Consider the following 20,471-nt stretch of genomic DNA (forward strand, 5'->3'; position numbering starts at 1 on the left):
TCGTGACGCTTTCACAATACCCGGGTTCTTTCGGTTTTATGCTTTATATCGACGTTCTTACACCGATATACCTTTCTTTACATCGACTTATCTTCCACGCTGTCCAGCCAATTCTCGATATCTCCGATAACAGCCGTTACACAGCCCTCCTCGAAGGGTGATATGAGACCGGCAGCCTGCACCAACTCGGTGAAAGAGCGGCTGCCTCCTAATTTGCACAGATCGAGATAATCCTTCCACGCCGACGCCCAATCCTCGTTCATTCGTTTCCAGAATTGAAACGCGCATATTTGGGCCAACGCATAATCGATGTAATAGAACGGCGTGTGGAAGATATGCCCCTGCTTCTGCCAGAAGCCGCCGCGCTCAAGATAGTCATTTCCTTCATAATTACGGTGAGGCAAATATTTGCGCTCAATATCGCGCCATGCCATCTTGCGTTCACTTGGCGACGCTTCCGGATTTCCGTATACGAAATGCTGAAACTCGTCAACAGAAACGCCGTAAGGCAAAAACAACAGTGCGTCGGCTAGATGTTTAAACCGGTATTTGTCCGTATCCTCCTTGAAGAACAGTTCCATCCACGGCCAAGTGAAAAATTCCATGCTCATCGAATGGATTTCACAGGCTTCATAGGTTGGCCAGCGATATTCCGGCACATCATAATGTCTGCTCTCATATACCTGGAAGGCATGGCCCGCTTCATGGGTCAATACGTCAATATCGCCGGAGGTGCCGTTAAAGTTGGCGAAAATAAACGGCGCTCCATATCCGCTTAAATAGCTGCAGTAACCGCCGCCTTGCTTGCCTTTCCTGCTGAGCAGATCCATCAGCTCGTTATCCGTCATAAACTTGAAGAACTCGTTCATTTCCGGCGACAGCTCGGCATACATCTTTGCACCGTTCTGAACGATCCATTCCGCGTCTCCCTTAGGAGCCGCATTTCCCGACTTGAAGCTGAATCCTTCGTCGTAATAATAAAGCTGCTCGGTGCCGATCCGGCTGCGCTGGCGCTCTTTCAGCTTGGTAGCAGCAGGCACTATGTGCTCCAGCACCTGATTTCTGAAGCGAGCGACCATTTCGGCATCGTAATCGGTACGACTCATCCGCGCGTAGCCAAGCTGGATGTAATTATCAAACCCAAGCTTTGCAGCAATCTTTGTACGTACCTTAACAAGGTCGTCGTAGACCCGGTCGAAATGTTCTTCATGTGCGGCCATAAATTGATATCGGGCTTCAGCGGCACGTCGTCTTACCGTCCGATCTGTGGACAATTCGAAAGGAGTCAACTGGGACAATGTCCGTTCCTCGCCTTCGAACGGAATCTTGGCGGATGCGATAAGCTGGTTGTATTCCGTAACAAGCTTGTTCTCCTGCTGCAAATCCTCGATAATTTCGGGACTGAATGTCTTGAGCGAGAGCTCCGCCAGCTTGAACAGTTGGTTTCCGAGCTTGTTCTCCAGTTCCATTCTGAACTTGGAATGTACTAATGCCTTATAGTAGTCTGTGATGTATTCCTGGACAATCGGGCTCATCTCATCCATATAATCCTGCTCGGCCTTGTAGAAAGCATCATTCGTGTCGATGGAATGACGAATAGATGCGATAGAGCCCTGGGTATCGAGGTCGGTGCGAAGCTTGTTGATCGCTTCCATCGCGCGCTCCTGTTCCTCGAAGCTTTCTGCCGTATTGAACAATTGGAGCAGCTCCTTGAACTGCGGTTCAATTATTGTGAGATCAGGACGTTCATATTGATACTCGCTGAATTTCATATCGATATCATCCTCTCTATAATGAATACCCCATAATTATTATTCGTGAGAAACGGCTAAATTCCTTTTATTGCCTATTTGGTTACCGGGATCATGTCGTACATCAGAAAAAAGAACCGGCAGCCGGTCCGTAAAATCACGGCAGCTATCGGTTCAACTTTGAAACTGGCGAGGACACTCTCATTGGCAAATCAAGCTCATACGACAATCCAAGCTTGTCGACATTCAAGCTTGCTCGACAATTCAAGCGTAGTTGGGCGAATCATTCTTGCTTAAACATGACATTTTCCGGTTCGTTCATTATGGAGAGAAGCTTCCGGCCGGTCTCGATCCATTCTTTCTTAACCTGAATGACAAGCGCGGCCGCGTCTGACGAAGTATCCTGTTTGAACGAATCGGCAGTCGCTTTTAATTGTGTATACCAAGCTTCCACCTGCTGCAGATAGGTGCGTTCGGCTTCAGTAAGAGGACCTTCGTGATTGCCGATAAGCAGTGTGGATTGCTCGACCTGACCGAGAAATGTGGTTGCATTGCGCTTTGTGAATGTAAAGGGCCTGCCGTTGGATATTTGCGCTTCATCAATGAAACGGACCAATTCGCTTGCATGATCAAATGCGGCTTCAAGCGCTGTTTTGGCCGAGATCCGGTCTGCAATGCTATTCTCGTCAAGCAGTTTCCCTACCCCGGCCTTTACGCTGTCAATATGCTGCTTCGTCTGATTTCCCGCTTTGATTATGTCAAGACCGCGCTGTATGCGCCGATCCCTGTCGTTCTGCAGCTGCTTGCTGTACAGATAAACGTTTCCCATTAAGCTGAAGACAAGTAACAGGAGTACGACCGGGGTGAAGATCGGCCGCTTTGTTTTTGGTTCCTCCACGAATAATTCCTCCAAACCTCGAGCTGCGGGCAATGCGCTTCCCAAATCTACTGTATAATACGTTACCTCGTTCCGGCTTGTATTGCAAGCCGAAACCGAGCCGGATGGTAACATTTGGTGAGCCGGGTTTCACGTTCTACATTGTTTCGAGCTCTACCCTGCTGCCTCGGCCCGATGGCTCCGATGCGGTGACGATCAGTCTGCGGGGCAGCCGTGCCCGCAGCTCCGGCACATGACTGATGACGCCGACTGCGAGCGTATCGTTATGCAGTTTCTCGAGTGCGGTAATGACGGTTTCAAGCAGCTCCGGGTCGAGCGTGCCGAACCCCTCGTCAAGGAAAAAGAACTGCAGCGGATATTTGCCCCGCAGCTGAATCTGTCCCGACAGCGCAAGAGCAAGTGCAAGGGAGGCCAGAAATGTCTCACCGCCGGAAAGAGTTGAGACCGGCCGGCGAATTCCGCCGTTTGCATCATCGCGGATAACGAAACCGCCGCCGGAATCCACCTCAAGCGCGTAACGGCGTTTGGTCAGAAATCCGAGCCGCTCGGACGCAGCGCGGCATACCTGAACCAACTGCTCCTCCGCTACATATTCCACAAACGCATTACCGCGGAAAACCGTCTGCAGCAGCTTCATCCTGCCGCAAAGCTGTTCCATCTCCGCACGTATTGCCTCCAGCTTCTGCCACCGCTCCTGTTTGGTCTTCAGCTCTTCAAGATCGCGCTCCGCTTTGGCGGCGGTTTGCAGAGAAGACTCATTTGCAGTCCGGGTTTGCTGAAGCGCAGCTATGCACTGTTCCCATTCCTCGTCCGTGACGGTGCGTCCCTGCAGCTGTTCGCGCAGCAGCTCGATTTGCGCGGCAAGCTGCTGTTCGGATTCCCGGTGCCGGGCGATTTCACCGGCAAGGGCTTCCTGCCGGCGAAGCAAAGGCTTCAGTGCGGCAGCTTCTTCTGCAGATGCAAAGGGCGATTGCTCCAGCGCTGTTTGCAGGGCTGCTCCCGCTTCCGAGCAGCGCACACTCGCGGAGCTCTCCGCTTCCGCAGAAGCGCTTCGCTCTTCGGCGGCTACTCCGAGTGCCGCCTGAGCTGCTTCATTCTCGTCCCTCAACCGCTTCAGCCGGGCGCGCATATCGCCAAGCTCGCGCTCAGCTGCCGCAAGAAGTTCAGCAGCCGGCTCTCCGCCGGTCCAATCGATCAGCTTCCGCCTCATATCGGTCAACTGCTGCCGCTGGTTTTCCAGCTTCACGGAAAGTTCGGCCGCTTCAAGCTGCGCAGCCCCGGCAAGCTTCTCATTCTCGCTGATGAGCCTGGTCGTTTCCTCTATGAAACCGACGCTTCGCTCCAGCCGGCTTCGCAACTCGTGTGCTGCATTATCGCGCCGCTCATATTCTGCCAGAGTGTCCCGGGCAAGGTCCGGTGTCATTCCGCCGTCAAACTGTTCCAGCCATAATGTTAATTCCTTATTTACTGCTTCGGACAGTTCAGCGGATTTATGCCTGACGGCCTCATCCATCGCTGAATGCGAGCCAAGCGCGCTCGCCGCCAGTTCGAACAGGCGTGCGGACTCCGTAAAGCGGATGCGGAGATGGCCGAGCTCGGCTTCAGTTCCCGTAAACCATTGTTCAAGTGAATTGTATGTATCGTCGGCGGCCAGTAACGCCGCGTTAAATTTCTGTTCCGTCTCTTCGAACGACTCATCCCGGTCGTCCGTAAGAGCGCTAATGTACGATAGCCGGTCTGCAGCCTCAGAAGCCGCCGCGGCTTCGGACTGCCACTCCAACGGTCCGGGAGGCGCTTCGGATGCGTTTTGCGCTGTTTCCTCAATGCCGGCGACTTCGTTAAACCGTTCGTAGGCCGCTTCCGCTCGCGACAGCAGAGGAGTTAGACGCATAAGCATCGTTTGCGTTTGCTGAAGGACTCCCTCCAACCGCTCGGAGGCATCCTCATATTCCGCCGCTTCCGTATGAATTTCGGAACCGCCTTGCGGCAGCGGATGGTCATAAGAGCCGCACACGGGGCAGGCTTCGCCTTCCTGCAGTCCTTCAGCGAGCTGAGCTGCGAGCTGCAGCCGCTGCAGCTCGCGCTGCTGGTTACGGGCGCGCTTAATCCAAGAAGGCAGCTGATCGCTAATCCGCCGCAGCCCGCTTTGAAGCTGCCGCAGTTCGTATATCGCGGGACGGATGGCCGCACCGCGGACGGCCAACGCCGCTAGCGATTCATCCCGTTCCGCTTGGGCAGCTTCAAGTGCCTGCTTCGCTGCGGTCAGCTTCAGCGCATGTGAGGAGGCCTCGCGCCGGGCAGCTTCAAGCTGGCTTTGCAGCCCCTCGTAGTGCTGCAAACGCCGGGCGAGCGCCGTTCGCCGCTCGCGCTCCCCGGGAGAGAGCTCGGCTGTTTTGAGCTCGGCCTTCAGTTCGTTCTGCCGCTGCAGGGCGCGGCCAAGCGTTTCCTGCGCTTTGGCAGCCTGCTCGCCAAAGCTGCGCTGTCGCCCGGAGGCGTCCGCATAGCGGCGCTCGCCATCGGCGGCGTTTGCTGCAAGCGCAGCGGCTTCGACTTCGAGCCGCTGCGCTTGCGCCAGCTGATCGAGCCGCAGCGCTATGCGCGGCTCGGCAGCTGCGGCCTCGCCGGCCGCCGCGGTCCACGCGGCGGCGGCCGACGAGGCCGCTTCCAGCCGGGCGGCATGCGCCAGCCCGGCTTGCTCGCGGCGCGAAGCGGCGGCGCGCAGCGCCGCTTCGGCCGCTTCAGCGGCGGCGAGCGCGGGCAGCAGCCGCTCCGCAGCCGCGAGGCGCTGCAGCTCGCGCTCCAGCGCCGCTACGCGCGGCGCCTCTGCGAGCAGCTTCGCCTGCAGCGCTTCCTTCGCGCCCAGCGTTTCCTGCCGCTCGCGAACGTGCAGCCGCTCAGCGTGCAGCCGCTCCGCTTCGGCCATTGCGGCCCGCGCGGCCGCTGCTGCGGCTGCCGCTTCGCGGTGGCGTTCGGCCGCTTCAGCGACTGCGGCCGCTGAGGCGTCGCCAAGGCCGTGCTGCTCGGCCGCGGCCTCATTCAGCGCGGTCTCCGCCGCTTTCATGCGCTGGCTCAGCTTCAGCGCCAGACCGTCGCCAAACCGTTCCAGGCGGAACAGCCGCTGGAGCATCGACCGGCGATCCTTGCCGGTCAGCGACAGGAACTCGGCGAACTTGCCCTGCGGAAGCACGACCGCCCGGGTAAAGTCCTGCATATTAAGGCCGATCCGCTCTTCCACGCAGCGCGTCACATCCGCCAGCTTATCCGCAATAACGATGTCACCCTCATCGGATATTTCCACAAAGCGGCTTAGCGAGCTGCTGACCGAAACGTCGCCGCCCCGTTTGAACTGACGTTCCACACGGTACCGCCGCTTCTCCCCCGCCCCCGACAGCTCGAAGGTAAAGGCGACCGATAGCTGCTTCTCCGCCTGGTTCATAATACCCTGGGTGCCGTTCGCGGCACGTTCCACTTTACCGTAAAGCGCAAGCGTCACCGCATCGAGAATACTGGATTTACCGCTTCCGGTCGCGCCGAAGATACCGAATACGCCGGCCTCGCACAGCCGCTCGAAATCGACCTCCTGCGCCTCCCGGTAGCTTTGTAATCCGCTTAGCCGAAGCAGGACCGGTTTCATGCTTCTTCTCCTCCTTCCAGGACCGAAACGGCCTGCGGCTCTTCTGAAGCCGGCGTCTCATCTTCCTCCGCGACGAGCTCCAGAAATAGCCGCACCGTCTCGGCGTCCGGCTCTGCGCCGCCGGTTTGACGGGTATAAAACCTGCGGAACAGCTCCTCCGCCGGCAGCTGGTCGCGCGAGCGGCCGTCTTCATCCGCAGAAGCTTCCGTTTCCGGGTAGACCGGCCGAATATGAACAATGCCGCTGTGCAGACGACGAAGCTGCTGGACGTGCAACATTGTCATCGTCTCGGTCATCCATACATCCAAATCAATCCATGAGCGGGAATCGCGGCCGTCCTCCAACCAGCCGTAAACCTCGGACAAGCCTCCCTTGGCTGTCCACTTGACAAGCGGCCTGCCGCAGCTGAGCAGCAGCTCCTTCGGCTGGACAGGCTTACCGGGTTCCGCATCAAATACAATAACCGATTTCGACTGGCCCGCTTCCGAGAAGCTGTATGCCAGCGGAGAACCGCTGTAACGCATCCGTTCGTCACCGTGGACGCGCTGAGGCCTGTGCAAGTGGCCCAGCGCTACATAATCGGCGCCGATGCGAAGCGCAGATGGATCAACGGTATAAGCCCCGCCGATCTGAATCGGCCGTTCGGAATCGGTCTCCAGTCCGCCCAATACATAAATATGGCTCATCGCCAAATTGACCGAATCAGGACCGAACGATTCGCCCAGTCTCGTCATGAGCCTGCCAACCCGTTCGGAATATGCGGTGCGAAGGATCGCTTCGTCCGTCTCCTCGCTTAACAGCTCCCTCAGCCGCGACTCCGACGGATACGGCAGCGCGGCAATGACCGCCCTTTCGCCGGTACGTACTACATCGACCGTAACCGGCTGATCCGTCGGCATGCCCACGAGCCGGATGCCGCTGCGCATCGCAAGAGGTGCGGATGCGGCAACGCGTTCGGGGTGGTCATGATTCCCCGCGATGACCGCCACTGTTCGTTTGCCTCCATCGGCCAGACGAGACAGCGCCTCATAGAACAGCTGCTCCGCTGCGGCAGGCGGGTTGACAGAGTCGTACACGTCGCCGGCAAGAAGAACGAGATCGATTGATTCCTCTCTCACGATCCCCGCCAGCTCGTCTACGAACGCCGCTTGCTCCTCCAGACGGCTGCGCCCCTCCAGCGAGCGTCCGAAATGCCAATCGGCCGTATGCAGTATGCGCATGATAACTTGCCCCTTCCTTTAACTGTAGCTAGAACAATTTCACCGCTTGTCCGCCGTCGAAGAAGAAGACATAGCAATCATCGACTTTTCGGCCCAAAATACGTTCAACCGCCTCCGCATAAAGCGACAGCTGAAAGCGGTGGCGGTCCGCCGCTTTATCCCACTGTTTCATATAAATCTTGTCCGTCTTGTAATCAAGCAGCACAAGGCCTTCCGCATCCTGAAACAGGCAATCAATGACGCCTTGAATCAGAATCGGCTCTGCACCAAGCATCCCGGATTTGTCCGGGTAGACACGGTCTGCCTGAAACGTACAGCTGAACGGCACCTCACGCCTAACCCATTCCGCTTGCAGCAGACGCTTCCCGACCGGTTCCGCGAAGAAGACGGCGACGGCGGCTGCATCAACCGCAGCAGCCTGCCGGGCCGAGAGCATGCTTCTCTGCTGAAGTCCGGCGACGGTATCGCGCACCAGCTGTTCATCAACAGGTCCGCCAAGGGGAATATGCTGCATGACCAGGTGGCTTACCGTACCTCGCTCGGCTGCCGTAAGCGTCCGTTCCTCCATAAATTTGGGGCGGCGCAGCCGGAATGTATATTCCCCGCCAGCCGAATTAGCCGATGCCGCAAAAGACGACCCCTTACCGGCGGATAACTTCCCACTTGTTTTGGGAAGGTCCACTGAATTGACGCTATCTTCCACCTGCACTTCCGCACCATCAAAACTAACCACTACTTCGCTATGCCTGATCCACAGCTCCTCTAAGCCTTCTTTTGGATCCGTTCCATCAACTTCAGCCGCTGCTTTGAAGACTCCAAACATATTCTCGGCTTGGTCATCAGCTGTTCCTTCTGCTCTGTCTGCCGCTCTGTCTGCCGTTCTGTCTGCCGCTCTGTATTCCACCCGATCTTCTACTCTTTCGTCAGGTTTTTCGTCAGCTCTTTCGTCAGCTCTCTCTGCCGCCCTGTCTTCCGCTGTTTCTTCGTCATCCGTTTCCGCCTTAGCCTCGGCCTCTGTCTGCACGGGCAGCAACAGTAACGCCGCATCCTCGTCAGCGATTGCCTCAGCCTGCAGCCGCTTCATTTCGGTTACAGACGTTTTCGCGGCAAGCGTAGTCGAAGCGATGTGCGGGTAACGCCACGATAGACGCCTGCCGATTTCTTCAGCAGCCTCGGGTGATTCCGGGAGCGGTACAAGCGCATGAACGGCCTGGAGCCGCTGCGTGAATTCGGCTTCAGCCGCTTCGTCAATCTGGGCCGCGGCGGCCGCTTCGACTCCCAGCACTTCTGCAGGCACAACGCCGGTTTTCCAGGTCACTCTCCCGATCAGCGGCCTTCCGGGTACAGACGAATTTGCCGCCTCAGTGTTCTGCATGCCCCCGAGCCCAACCAACAAATGAGGAAAGGCCCCCGTTTGACCGTCAATTCCGGCCGACCCGCCAATCGCGGCACTTTCTCCGTCTTCTGGTACGGCGCCACCATCAACTGCCGAACCTAATACGTCTTCCGCCTCTACACTTATACCGGCTTCAACTGCAATCGGTAGACCTTCCCCCATGGCGAGAGGCCCCAGCCAATCGATAAACCGTTTCGCCTGGGCGAGACGGTAATCCGGAATTTGCCGGTTTGCATCCAGCGAGGAGCTCCAGCGCTGGAGCTGCTTGGCCGCGTCGGCAACGGTTCCGACGAGAAACATTTTTTCTTTCGGACGCGTGAGCGCCACGTACAGAATGCGCATCTCCTCCGCAAGCGTCTCCATGCGCATTCTCTCCCGCACCGCCAGGTACGGAAGCGTCGGATAGCTCACCCTAAGCTCCGTATCGACAAACCGCGGACCGAAGCCGAGCTGTTTATGCATGAGAAAAGCGCCGTTCAAATCCTGACGGTTAAACAGCTTGCCGAGACCCGCCGCAAACACGACGGGAAACTCCAAGCCCTTGCTCTTATGTATGGACATGATGCGGACGACGTTCTCCTGCTCTCCGAGAGCCCGGGCTGTGCCCAGATCCCCTCCGCTTTCGCGCATCCGGTCGATAAACCGCAGGAATCGGAACAAGCCCCGCAGCGAAGTTGCTTCATACTGCCGCGTCCGGTCGTGCAGTGCACGAAGATTCGCCTGCCGCTGCACGCCGCCCGGCATGCCGCCGACGAGGTCGTAGTAGCCGGTCTCGCGGAAAATGTTCCAAAGCAGCTCAGCCAGCGCTCCCCGCCGGGCTTCTTCCCGCCACCGTTCCAGCCGTGTCAGAAAATCAGCAAGCTTAACGCGCGTTTCTTCGGCGAACGACGAATCATCCGCCGCCTTCTTCACGGCATCGTAATAGGAGGCGCGCCCCCCTGTAATGCGAATCAGAGCCAATTCCTCCGCCGTCAGCCCGAATATCGGAGAACGGAGGGCACCCGCCAGCGGGATATCCTGATAAGGATTGTCTATGACCCGGAGCAGCGACAGCATCGTCTCCACTTCCGTCGCCTCGAAATACCCGCTGCTTAGCTCCGCATAGGCCGGTATACCATGATTTTGCAGCTCTTCAATGATCACCGGCGCCCACTGCTTATCCGCGCGCAGCAAAATAACGATATCCCGCCAGGCAAGCAGCCGCTTCCGCCCCCGCTTACCGTCGTACACTTCGAAAGGCGCCGGACTGCCGGGAAGAGCATCCATCCCTTTCAACCGGCGAATTTGCGCAGCGATATAGCGGGCTTCCAGCTGCACGGTTTGCAAATCGGCGGCATCCTCACCCGAAGCGGCGTTCATGTCGCCTTCATCGCTGTCTTCACTGTCGGAGCCTGCAAATTCCGTATCACTACCGCCGCCGGACCCGCGGTCGATCAATGCGAACTCGACGGCGTAGCGCTCCTTCGGCCCGCCCTCATCGACAGGCGGAAACGACGCGCCGCACACGAGCTCCGCCCGTTCGTCGTAGTCCATCTCCGCCACTTTCTCCCGCATGATCGCGCGGAATACGCCGTTGACTCCGTCCACCACCTCCATCCGGCTGCGGAAATTCCGCGCCAGATCGATACGGATTCCGCGCTCCGGCTCGTCTGCCCGCACCGGAACGGCTTCCCCGGCAAATCCGTTCCGGGCCGGAACGAGAGCCCGGCTGGACGAGCCGTCTTCCATAGAATCAATTATCGGGATTACAGGCGGCGCCGTCTCCTCTTCACCAGCCGGTTTATAAGCCTTATATTTGCGCAGGAACAGATTAGGTTCCGCCAGGCGAAACCGGTAAATGCTTTGCTTCACATCTCCGACCATGAACCGGTTCCCGTCACCGGGTCGTGCGAGCAGCGAAACGATCGCTTCCTGCACCATGTTCGTGTCCTGATACTCGTCAAGCAATATTTCATCGAACTGCCGCTGATATTCAAGGGCAGCCGCAGATGGAATCGATATATCCGGGGTCGAGGCCGGATCGCGCAAAATACGCAGGCAATAGTGCTCCATGTCCCCGAAATCAATAAGTCCTTTTTCCCGTTTTGCCGCTTCGAACCGTTCTCCGAACTCGGTCGCCAGTTCGGCCAGCGTATGCATAACCGGCGCCAGCTCCTGCAGTTCGGCGGCAAAATCATCAGCGGAACGCGTAAACATCCGGTCCGTCAGCTCGTTCACAACCGATTTGGCCATGTCCCGCAGCTCTTTGGCCTGCTCCTGCAGCGATTTATCGAAATCATCGCCCCTTCTGCTCTTGAGCTTGCCGAATGCTGCTGCGGAGAATGCATCATACCATCGCTCCCATGGCTCACTGCGAACATGCCGGACCAGTAGACGGACGAGCCCCAAATCCTCCTCGAGCGTCGCCGCATAATGATTCGGTCCGCCCGGAAGCCTGGTAACATCCAGCGCTTGTTCAAGGAGGCTCTGCGCGCCGCCCAGCTCCAGTGCCACAACTCCTGCCAGGCTGCGAACCCACTCCGACCGGCCAAGCTCGGCGGCATCCGCTACATCGAACGAAGCGGCGGTCTCCCGCAGCCAGATCTCCGGCCACGGATGGCTGTGCGCAAAGTTATAAAGCTGGAGCACAAGCGCATAGAGCGGCTCGTCGCCACGCTCGCCGCCGAACCGCTCGGCCAGACGCAGAAAATCGCTTTCCTCTTCCGATTCAGCGTACTTCTCTTCGAAGATCGCATCCAGCACATCCATCCGGAGCAGCTCGGCCTCGGTTTCATTCGCGATGCGGAAGCCGGGGTCAAGACCGATGAGCGGATAATACCGGCGAATTGCATCGAGGCAGAACGAATGGAGGGTAGTGATCGACGCGCGCCCCATTAGCGCCAGTTGGCGCCGCAAATGATCGGAGCCGGGATTCCTCTCCAGCTCTTTCTCGAGGGCAATGCGAATCCGCTCCTTCATTTCCGCCGCAGCCGCTTTGGTGAAGGTCGCCACGAGCAGACGGTCGACATCGGTATCCGCGGAAATTTTGCGGATGATCCGTTCGACCAGAACCGCCGTCTTGCCCGACCCCGCAGCCGCCGCAACCAACACATTGCGTCCTCCTGTAACGATCGCCTTCCACTGATCGTCCGTCCACGTGCTGCCTTCCGGCTTTCGCGGTTCAATCGCTGCCGTCATCGTCTTTCCCTCCTTCCGCTTTGAAACTCTCTCTTGCTCCGCCCAGCCTTTGGATGAGATCAAACTCCACTGCATCAGATTCGCCTGCAGCGAGCAGCTGCCAAACCTCATCTTTACCGGGCTTATACAGCTTGGTATAAGCGTTTCCTTCAATAAGCGGATCAAATTGGCAGACGGGCTTGTAAGCGCAATATCGGCAGGGCGATTTGGCTCCCAGCCGGTATGGCGCAATGGCCACGTCCCCTCCGGCGATCCGGTCGCCGATTCGGCGCAGAGTGGTTCGCACCGACTTTCTCAGCGTGTCCCATTGCTCGTGGGACACGACCGATGAGCTGCTGTAAAATCCTCCGTCGCGCTTCAGGGCGAGAGGCAGCAGCTCTGAATAGCCGGTTTCCAGCGCCCCGTCCATCATCCGGGCTGTCGTTTCGTCCGCAAGCACCAGCCCTTTCAGCTTAAACCGTTTGAGCCGTTCCCCTCTCGCTTTGTCCGGACTCAGCACATTAGAGGCCGATATGACCGGATTATGGACATGAAAATAAAGCACGCCCGCAGGTTTGGCAGGCTGCCCGAGCCATTCAGGCGCGGCGCTGAGCAGCACGTCCAGATAAGTCAGCATTTGCAGCGCAAGTCCGTAAGCGACTTCCTCCAGCCTGAGCTGAGTCGCACCGGATTTATAATCGATGACCCTTAGCAGCAAGCCGTCCTCGGTTTGGGCGGCATCCACGCGGTCGATCCGTCCAGCCATTTCCATAACCCGGCCGTTTGCCAGCGGAATGGTTACCGGAGGCAGCTGGCCGTCCGGTCCAAAATCGATTTCAAGGCCGACCGGCTGAAATTGCGCTCTGCGCGCATGCTCGCCAAGTATGACGGCAGCTTGGGCGACGATGTCCTTCAGCTTGCGCGCGATATAACGGTTGCGGCTGCTGCTGAACAGGATTTGCGATTGCAGCCGCAAGGCCAGCTCATCTACGACGCCTGCCGATTCAGCGCGGATTTGTTCCTGGCTCATCATCCCCCAGCGCTCTCCGAGAGAAGCGGCCAGACGGCTGAGCGCCGCATGGAACAGCTGCCCGATGTCCGGAGCGCCGAGCCGGAACAGCTCCCGTTCTCGCAGGCGCAAGCCGTGAATGGCGAAATGCTGGAACGGACAGGAGACGAAACGCTCCATCCGGGAGACGCTGCCCCGCAGCAGCTTGCCGTAAAGCTGATCTGCCGTCTCGGGGGATAATGAAGGTACAATGTTGGTAAAATCAAGCGACCGCACAAGCCTTCCCAGCTTGTCCTGCCAGTTTGGCCGTACCGCATACCAGTTGAAGGCCTCCCACCACATCGGAGCGATGTCTGTACCCTGCCGCCAAGCCCGAAGCTGATTGATCACATAGGACAAAGTCCGCTCCGGATGGACGATAAACGATTGCTGGTCGTCCTCGGTCATTCCCGGCAGAGGCTCGCCCATGAGCATATGTTCGGAAATGCCGGGAAACATCTGCTTCATCTGACGAATAACCTCGGACGGATGAAGACTCTTTCCTTCTTCATCAGCCATCGGCCAACTTATCCAGAGATGACGGCTCGGCGTCGTGAGCGCATTATAGATAAGAAAACGCTCGTCGAGCAGCCGTCTTCTTACACCCGGCGCCATCTTGAGTCCGCCGTTCTCAAGCGTCTCCCGCTCCTGCTCGGTAAGCACGCCATCCTCCTGTATCCGCTGCGGCATAACACCGTCATTCGCACCAAGCACGTAACAAACCCGTACCCGTCCTGACCTCGTACGGTCGATGCTGCCAATCAGCACCTGATCGAGCGACGGAGGCACGGCCGCAAGCTTGAGACTTTCAAGACCGGTTTCGATCATTCCGGCGAACAATTGAACCGGCAGCGTCTCGCCACCGGTCATTTCAGCCAGCTGGTCGAGCACGTTCATTACGCCGTCCCACAGCTGCCTGTGCTCCCGTGCGCGCTGCGTTTGACCCGACGCCGCAGCCTGCCGGCTCCATCTCTCCAGCCGGTCGGGGGCATCGATGTTGATAAGAAGCTTATACAATGCTTCACACATCTCCTGCACGTTTGCAGCCTTTTTCAAAGCGCGATTAAACTTATGCAGCGGCGGCACAACCGCTTCCCGCGCGGCGAGAACCGCCTGAAGCATCCGCTGTTCCGGCTGCCCGGCTACCGCCGCTTCTCCGTCCAGCGAATCGCGCATGAGCGGCTTCCAACTGCTGCGGGTCAGCCAGCGGTTGCCGTCGATGCCTGCGGCAAGCGCGTAATTTTCCAGCAGATCGAAGGATTCCCGGGTAACGCCGCCGTCTTCGGGCAGCAGCAGCTCCGTCTTTATACAGCGGAATACGGCTTCGTACCGCCAGCCGTGCACTGCAATTTCAAGAGCGGAACGAATGAACTCTACGAGGGGATGATGAAGAGCCGCGTTTTTTTGATCGAGAAAAAATGGAATCTCGTAGTCAGCAAACACCGCAGTTATGTAGTCGTTATAATCCGGCGCGTTGCGGACCATTACGGCAAGGTCCCGGTAGCGGAGGCTTTCGTCCCGGACTCTTCGCACAATATCGCGGGCTACCGCTTCCACTTCGGCGCGCCGATGTGCTGCCGCATGCAGCGATACGCCGCCGTTCCCCAGTTCCTCCTCCGGGAGGCGCAGCGGCGCACGATCCCTGTAGTGCCGTTCCACATGTGCCAGCATCGGGCTGTTTCGGAATCTTATTGGCGGCTCCTCGCCGAGCATGAGCGGCTCGAGAACTTCGATCCCGTTCTTTATCGCCAGCTCGCGCAGCGTAAGAAACGTTTCCGCCGTCGGGCGGAACATATCCAGCTCGTGAGGCCGCTCCTCCGCCCCGTAAAGCCTGTCGAGACACAGCGTTATCGTTACATCCTCCGACTCGCGCATAAGCGCTTCAAGCGCTTCGAATTCTTTGGGCGTAAAACCGTGAAAGCCATCCACCCATAACCGGGTTCCCCGCATGGAAGCGGCGGCGCCAAATCCTTTGGTCAGCCAGGTCAAGTAATCCTCAGCATCTATGTATAAGCCGTCCAGTTCGGCCGCCATCTGCGTCCCGATCATCTGCAGGTCATGGAGCTTTCGCCCGAGCAGCGGGTTTCCGGTTCCCGCCCGGTGCAAATCGTTAAACGAGACGATATCGTCCATACCGATCCCGTAACGCTTCCATTCCGTCATCAGCTCGCCGAGCCGCTCGATGAAACCGGGCTGCGATTCGCTCCCCTGAAACAACTGCAGGCGATCTCCGAGCCGGTGTACGATTTTATAAAGCAGCATGTTTTTGCCGTTCTCGCTAATGGGAACGAGCGCTGTTCCGCCTGTTTCCTGCATGATCCGGAAGGCAAGCCGCCGGAAGCTCAGCGCCTGCGCCCGTATCGTCCCTGTCAGCTCCGGGCTGCGCAGCAGCGCGTACTCCGTTTGGAACGTCGCCTGCTCCGGCACGAGCATTACGAGCGGCGGCCCGTCAGGCTCCTCCAATACGTTCTTGCGTATTTCATCGAGACAGAAGTGCGTTTTCCCTGTTCCCGACCTGCCTATTACAAAACGGAGCGCCATGCGCTCACCCCTTCGTTTGTTCGATGCTACTATTCTATCATACCGCAATAGAATATTTCACCCTTAAACGCAAACGTTTGTTCGTTCATTCCGGAACCGATAGAAAAAACCCTCGATCAACGGTCGGAACATACAGTAGTGCCGCAACTTGAATTACAGAGCAGAAGAATCAATGAATTCAGAAATGCCAAAAAAGTCATATGGTTCAATAAACCGTAAAAAACAGTTATAGTCATTCTTTCGCTTGCCGCCGTCCTGCAAAATATGAGTAAATAAAGGTGTCGGGCCGACGAATATTCGCGGAAGGAGGCTGATCGATTTGATTCAGAACCATGAGGTGGTTTCCGTTTAGACGGAAGCCCGTTTCGGGGGAGGCCGCAGGGCCTCCCTTCTACATTTTCATTGGCGGAGCTGGATATTACAAAGAAATATTGGGATTTATGAGAATTTCTTCTTTCCATTATGAACCGTTTTCATTATACTTGTGTTGTCAGTCTCGTAAGCTGCATCGTGCGTGCCAGTATGACCCCATGCATAGAGACTGCACCCTGGACACGATTTCGGACAATCGTGTTTTTTGTTTTTTAAAATTGAAAAGGAGGCGGAAACGATGATTAAAGCATCGGCTGTAATTCAAAATGGTACTTCATACCGGTTTGAGGAGGATGTTTACCGTGAACTACAAAAATGGAAGAGATGTGCTTCCCCCTAGTTTGCTGAAGGAGCTTCAATCCTATATCCAAGGCGAACTGGTTTATATTCCGAAGCTTCACAATCAGCGTGCCGGCTGGGGCGAGAAGAGCGGCTCCCGCATCATGATCGAACGGCGGAACGAAGAAATTTACCTTTCATATTCGAACGGATGTTCAGTCGCCGAATTGGAAAGGCAGTTCCATCTGTCGGGTGAAAGCATTCGCAAAATTGTCGTCAAAATGCGCGAAACGAAAAAATTCCATTGTGGAGACAGGGAAAAGGAGATCGCGCATGCCGATTCTTGATCAGCTCCCCGGGGCGATCCGCTTGGCCCTTCCGGAAGAACCGTTGTTCAGCGCCAGGACGGATTTGCTCAGTGACGGCCGGTTCGGGGAGCAGTGGCTCACAATAACGGAAGCAGAAATTACAGTGTGGAACGGCACTGGCGAGCCGATATCCACAATATCGGTCATAGAGCTGAAGGATGCCCGTGCCGTAGGCGGAATAGGCGGCGGAACACTGCTGGCCGACACACTCGGCGGACCGGTTGTGGTGGTCCGCTACACGGCCGCTTTAACATCGGTTTTCGGCTTTGCCGCCAAGCTGCTCGGCTCGATCGCGAAGGGCGAGGAGCGCCCGCTCCTGTCGGAGAAGGAGCTTCCGCAGCAATGTCCCAAATGCCGGAACCCTCTGCAGGAAGGAACGCAAACGTGTCCCGTCTGCAAAAATAACGGCAAAGTCATGCTCCGCATGCTCGGATATGCCAAACCGTTCAAGCTGCAGATGATTGCAGCCGCCATCATGCTTGTTATAACGACACTGGTGGAGCTTATTCCGCCTTACTTGACCAAAGTCATGCTCGACGATGTACTTCAGCCGAAAAATACGGGATCCACTCTTCTCTGGATCGTACTCGGGCTGGCCGCTACCTCGCTCGTAATGACGGTCATGCAGACCGTCCGCGGTCTGATCGGCGTCTGGGTCGGCTCCAAATTGATGGGCGATTTGCGCCGCGATATTTACAACGCACTCATGCGGTTATCGCTCGCGTTCTTCGACAGACGCCAGACATCGCAGTTCATCGGCCGGGTCAACAGCGATTCGGAAGCAATGCGGCAGTTTATGACCGAAGGCGTGATCTGGGTAACCGGAGAATCTCTGAGAGTAATCGCCATCTTTATCATCATGTTCAATCTCAATTGGCAGATGACCCTGCTCGCCATTCTGCCCATGCCGCTAATGATCATTGTTTCCTTGACCATCTGGCCGATGATCGGCCGGCGTTGGTACCAGCAGTGGCGGTCCATATTCCGGTTGAACCTGATTGTCGGAGACTCTCTGCAGGGTATCCGCGTCGTCAAGGCGTTCGGTCAGGAAACGACCGAAATATCACGGTATAAGGAAGCTAATCAAGACGTGGTACGGAATAACATCCGGATCGAAGGGCTATGGCAGGGCATGTTTCCGCTCTTCTCTCTCGTCGCCGGTGTCGGAACGCTGCTCATCTGGTACTACGGCGGCTGGTCGGTGCTGAACGGAGAATTGTCGCTCGGCGTGCTGATGGCGCTGATCGCCTATCTCGGCATGCTGCTCGGACCGCTGCAGTGGGTCAGCCAAATGATCAACTGGGCGAGCCATGCCCTGTCGGCGGCCGATCGGGTATTTGAAATCATGGATACCCCTTCGGAGGTGCCCGATACGAGAGATCCAGCCCCTATCGGACGCGTGAAAGGTGAAGTGGTGTTCAGCAACGTAACCTACGGCTACGAGAAGCACCACCCCGTTCTGAAAAATATCGACCTGCGGGTAAGCGCAGGCGAAATGGTCGGATTGGTCGGCCATTCCGGTGCGGGAAAATCGACATTCATCAATATGATTTGCCGGTTTTACGATACCGACGAAGGCCGGATTACGATTGACGGCGTCGATCTGCGCAATATAAGCCAGACCGACCTGCGCAAGCAGATCGGAGTCGTGCTGCAGGAGACGTTTCTGTTCGACGGCACGATTGCCGAGAACATCGCCTACTCGAAACCTGACGCGACGCCGGAAGAGATTATGCGCGCGGCCAAAATCGCCAACGCGCACGATTTTATCGTACGGCTGCCGGACGGATACGATACTCGTGTCGGCGAACGGGCCATAGGCTGTCGGGCGGCGAGAAGCAGCGCGTTTCAATCGCCCGCGCGATCATTCATGATCCCCGTATCCTGATTTTGGACGAAGCCACGGCTTCGGTCGATACGGAAACTGAACGGCAAATTCAGGAAGCGATTTCCCGGCTTGTTAAGGGCCGTACGACTTTCGCAATCGCCCACCGGCTTTCCACCCTTCGGAACGCAGACCGGCTTGTAGTTCTCGACCGCGGGAAGATCGTCGAACTAGGTACGCACGAAGAGCTGCTCGAGAAGGAAGGCGTTTACCACAAGCTCGTGGAGGCGCAGAAGGAATTGTCCCAAATTAAAGGGGTGGTGAGCGTATGAGGGACCCTTATGAAATTTATATTCTTGAGCCGGGCCGCGTCTTGTTCAGCCGCGGCTCCGGCGGAGTATTTCAAGGTGTCATCGATGGAAAGGAATACGAGGAAATTATTGTTCACCGGGCTTTCCCGTTTCTGTATACACTTCAATATATATCCATCCGAGATGCGAAGGGTGAGGAAATCGGCGTCATTCGCGATATCGGCCAGCTGGATCAGGAGAGCCGGAAGGAGATTGAGCGTGAGCTGCAGTTCCGCTACTTCCTGCCGCGGGTAACGCACGTGGAAAGCGTCAAACAACGATCCGATCTGTGGATCTGGGAGCTGCAGACGAATTTGGGGCCAACCCGGCTCGTGATGCGGAATTTGCACGAGCATATGCAGTTTCCCGGCGGAGGCCGCATCGTTCTGACCGACATGAACGGCAAACGATGCGAGATCGGCGATTGGAAAACGCTCGACGGCCACAGCCGCAAGCAGCTGCGCGATGTTATATAACCCTCAATACATTAGCCCCTAGCTGTTCCCTTGCGGAAGCGGCGGGGGTCTTTTTTTGCACCCGCAGCCTATTTCAATATCCGTTATTCAACAGAAAAGGACAGCTGCTGAGCTGTCCTCGTTGCGGGGCGGATTAGTTTTTCAAAAATAAGTACCATATGATCCAGGAAAGCAGGGCGCAGAACCATGAAACGAATCCGAAGAAAAGCACGATTTTATTTTCCCTCCAGCCGTATTTCAGACTGAAATGAAAGTGAACGGGCGCCATTCGGAACAAACGCAGCTTCGTCTTTCTGTAGTACCAGACCTGTAAAATCACCGATAACTGCTCGGCCAAATAAACAAAAAACAAGATAGGAATGAGCAGCTCCACCTTTTCCAGAACGGCCAGAAAGGATAAAGAGCCGCCGATGGCAAGCGACCCTGTATCGCCCATGAAAGCTTTTGCCGGATATATGTTATATATAAACAGCCCGAGCAGACACGCGATCATCACAAGAGCAAACAGCTTGACTTCAATATGGTCCGATATGATGAAAAAGAAGAAATAAGTCGGAATGGCCGCGTTAATGAGCAGACCGTCCAGTCCGTCCGTGAAATTGATCGCATTGGCTGTACCTACCACAAACAGCAGGACAACAGCCGCATAGACGACGACAGGCAGCCCTATCGCGTAGTCCTTATAGACGGCAATAGTCGGCATTAACGAAAATTGACTCATCAATACGTACAATAACCCGGCCGCGAACCCGAATTGTAAGACCAGCTTGGTCTTGCCCGAGATACCCGACGGGTCCTGGAAGGCCGCTTTTTTAAAGTCATCCATGAATCCGATCGCTCCGAAGAAGACGAACACCGCAGCGAGAAAAAGCACAAGCGGTTTCGGATAATAAGCTATGGATGTAACGATACCAATGAACAAAACAATACCCGCCATAAGCGGCGTCCCCCGTTTGGCTTGATGGTCCGGGGGCAGCTCGGCTCTAATGGGCTGAATCAGCTTCAGACTGCGAAGACTCCAAATCAGTAACGGGGTCAGCGCCGCCACAAGCAGAAAGGAAATACTTGAAATGCTCAAAATCGCACTGTTCATTCCGATTCTCCATAAAAGGTAGTTTATTTAACTATATTTCCGCATGATGGACAAATATTCCTGT

Annotated in this window: 11 protein-coding genes; 4 read left to right on the forward strand and 7 right to left on the reverse strand. The window is 56.6% G+C overall.

Annotated elements, in window-relative coordinates; all coding sequences use genetic code 11:
- Nucleotides 1–77: 77 nt before the first annotated feature.
- The 6 genes from KZ483_RS20125 to addB form a co-directional block, all read right to left on the reverse strand.
- On the reverse strand, nt 78–1,772 hold the full coding sequence (locus tag KZ483_RS20125) for a M3 family oligoendopeptidase (RefSeq protein ID WP_220349349.1): 1,695 nt from the start codon (nt 1,770–1,772) through the stop codon (nt 78–80).
- Between the two features lie 262 nt (nt 1,773–2,034).
- Complete coding sequence (locus tag KZ483_RS20130) at nt 2,035–2,649, reverse strand: hypothetical protein (protein ID WP_220349350.1); 615 nt, start codon at nt 2,647–2,649, stop codon at nt 2,035–2,037.
- 136 nt (nt 2,650–2,785) lie between these two features.
- Nucleotides 2,786–6,283 (reverse strand): AAA family ATPase, encoded by a 3,498-nt coding sequence (locus KZ483_RS20135; RefSeq protein WP_220349351.1) that lies wholly within the window; start codon nt 6,281–6,283, stop codon nt 2,786–2,788.
- Nucleotides 6,280–7,503: an exonuclease SbcCD subunit D gene (locus KZ483_RS20140; protein ID WP_220349352.1), complete on the reverse strand. Its 1,224-nt coding sequence runs from the start codon at nt 7,501–7,503 to the stop codon at nt 6,280–6,282. Before KZ483_RS20140 ends, KZ483_RS20135 begins: the two co-directional genes overlap by 4 nt.
- Nucleotides 7,504–7,531: 28 nt before the next feature.
- Nucleotides 7,532–12,076 (reverse strand): UvrD-helicase domain-containing protein, encoded by a 4,545-nt coding sequence (locus KZ483_RS20150; RefSeq protein WP_258881757.1) that lies wholly within the window; start codon nt 12,074–12,076, stop codon nt 7,532–7,534.
- Nucleotides 12,060–15,644 (reverse strand): helicase-exonuclease AddAB subunit AddB, encoded by a 3,585-nt coding sequence (gene addB / locus KZ483_RS20155; RefSeq protein WP_220349353.1) that lies wholly within the window; start codon nt 15,642–15,644, stop codon nt 12,060–12,062. Before addB ends, KZ483_RS20150 begins: the two co-directional genes overlap by 17 nt.
- Nucleotides 15,645–16,318: 674 nt before the next feature.
- Between addB and KZ483_RS20160 the strand changes: the two genes are divergently transcribed.
- The 4 genes from KZ483_RS20160 to KZ483_RS20170 are packed head-to-tail and all read left to right on the forward strand — an operon-like array spanning nt 16,319 to nt 19,314.
- Nucleotides 16,319–16,642, forward strand: coding sequence for a CD3324 family protein (locus KZ483_RS20160; protein WP_220349354.1), 324 nt, complete (start codon nt 16,319–16,321; stop codon nt 16,640–16,642).
- On the forward strand, nt 16,629–18,551 hold the full coding sequence (locus KZ483_RS20165) for an ABC transporter ATP-binding protein (RefSeq protein WP_258881342.1): 1,923 nt from the start codon (nt 16,629–16,631) through the stop codon (nt 18,549–18,551). The genes KZ483_RS20160 and KZ483_RS20165 overlap by 14 nt, the downstream gene beginning before the upstream one ends.
- Nucleotides 18,515–18,820: a hypothetical protein gene (locus tag KZ483_RS28685; protein WP_258881758.1), complete on the forward strand. Its 306-nt coding sequence runs from the start codon at nt 18,515–18,517 to the stop codon at nt 18,818–18,820. The genes KZ483_RS20165 and KZ483_RS28685 overlap by 37 nt, the downstream gene beginning before the upstream one ends.
- Nucleotides 18,817–19,314, forward strand: coding sequence for a DUF1854 domain-containing protein (locus KZ483_RS20170; RefSeq protein WP_220349355.1), 498 nt, complete (start codon nt 18,817–18,819; stop codon nt 19,312–19,314). Before KZ483_RS28685 ends, KZ483_RS20170 begins: the two co-directional genes overlap by 4 nt.
- A 133-nt stretch (nt 19,315–19,447) precedes the next feature.
- On the opposite strand, the gene mraY is transcribed toward KZ483_RS20170, so the two are convergent.
- Nucleotides 19,448–20,407 (reverse strand): phospho-N-acetylmuramoyl-pentapeptide-transferase, encoded by a 960-nt coding sequence (gene mraY / locus KZ483_RS20175; protein ID WP_220349356.1) that lies wholly within the window; start codon nt 20,405–20,407, stop codon nt 19,448–19,450.
- Nucleotides 20,408–20,471: the final 64 nt, after the last annotated feature.

The organism is Paenibacillus sp. sptzw28, assembly GCF_019550795.1.
GTDB lineage: Bacteria > Bacillota > Bacilli > Paenibacillales > Paenibacillaceae > Paenibacillus_Z.

Coding starts and splice junctions, on each gene's coding strand:
- KZ483_RS20125 (WP_220349349.1), bottom strand. CDS start 1,772: ATGAAATTCAGCGAGTATCAATATGAACGTCCTGATCTCACAATAATT.
- KZ483_RS20135 (WP_220349351.1), bottom strand. CDS start 6,283: ATGAAACCGGTCCTGCTTCGGCTAAGCGGATTACAAAGCTACCGGGAG.
- KZ483_RS20140 (WP_220349352.1), bottom strand. CDS start 7,503: ATGCGCATACTGCATACGGCCGATTGGCATTTCGGACGCTCGCTGGAG.
- KZ483_RS20150 (WP_258881757.1), bottom strand. CDS start 12,076: ATGACGGCAGCGATTGAACCGCGAAAGCCGGAAGGCAGCACGTGGACG.
- addB (WP_220349353.1), bottom strand. CDS start 15,644: ATGGCGCTCCGTTTTGTAATAGGCAGGTCGGGAACAGGGAAAACGCAC.
- KZ483_RS20170 (WP_220349355.1), top strand. CDS start 18,817: ATGAGGGACCCTTATGAAATTTATATTCTTGAGCCGGGCCGCGTCTTG.
- mraY (WP_220349356.1), bottom strand. CDS start 20,407: ATGAACAGTGCGATTTTGAGCATTTCAAGTATTTCCTTTCTGCTTGTG.
- KZ483_RS20165 (WP_258881342.1), top strand. CDS start 16,629: ATGCCGATTCTTGATCAGCTCCCCGGGGCGATCCGCTTGGCCCTTCCG.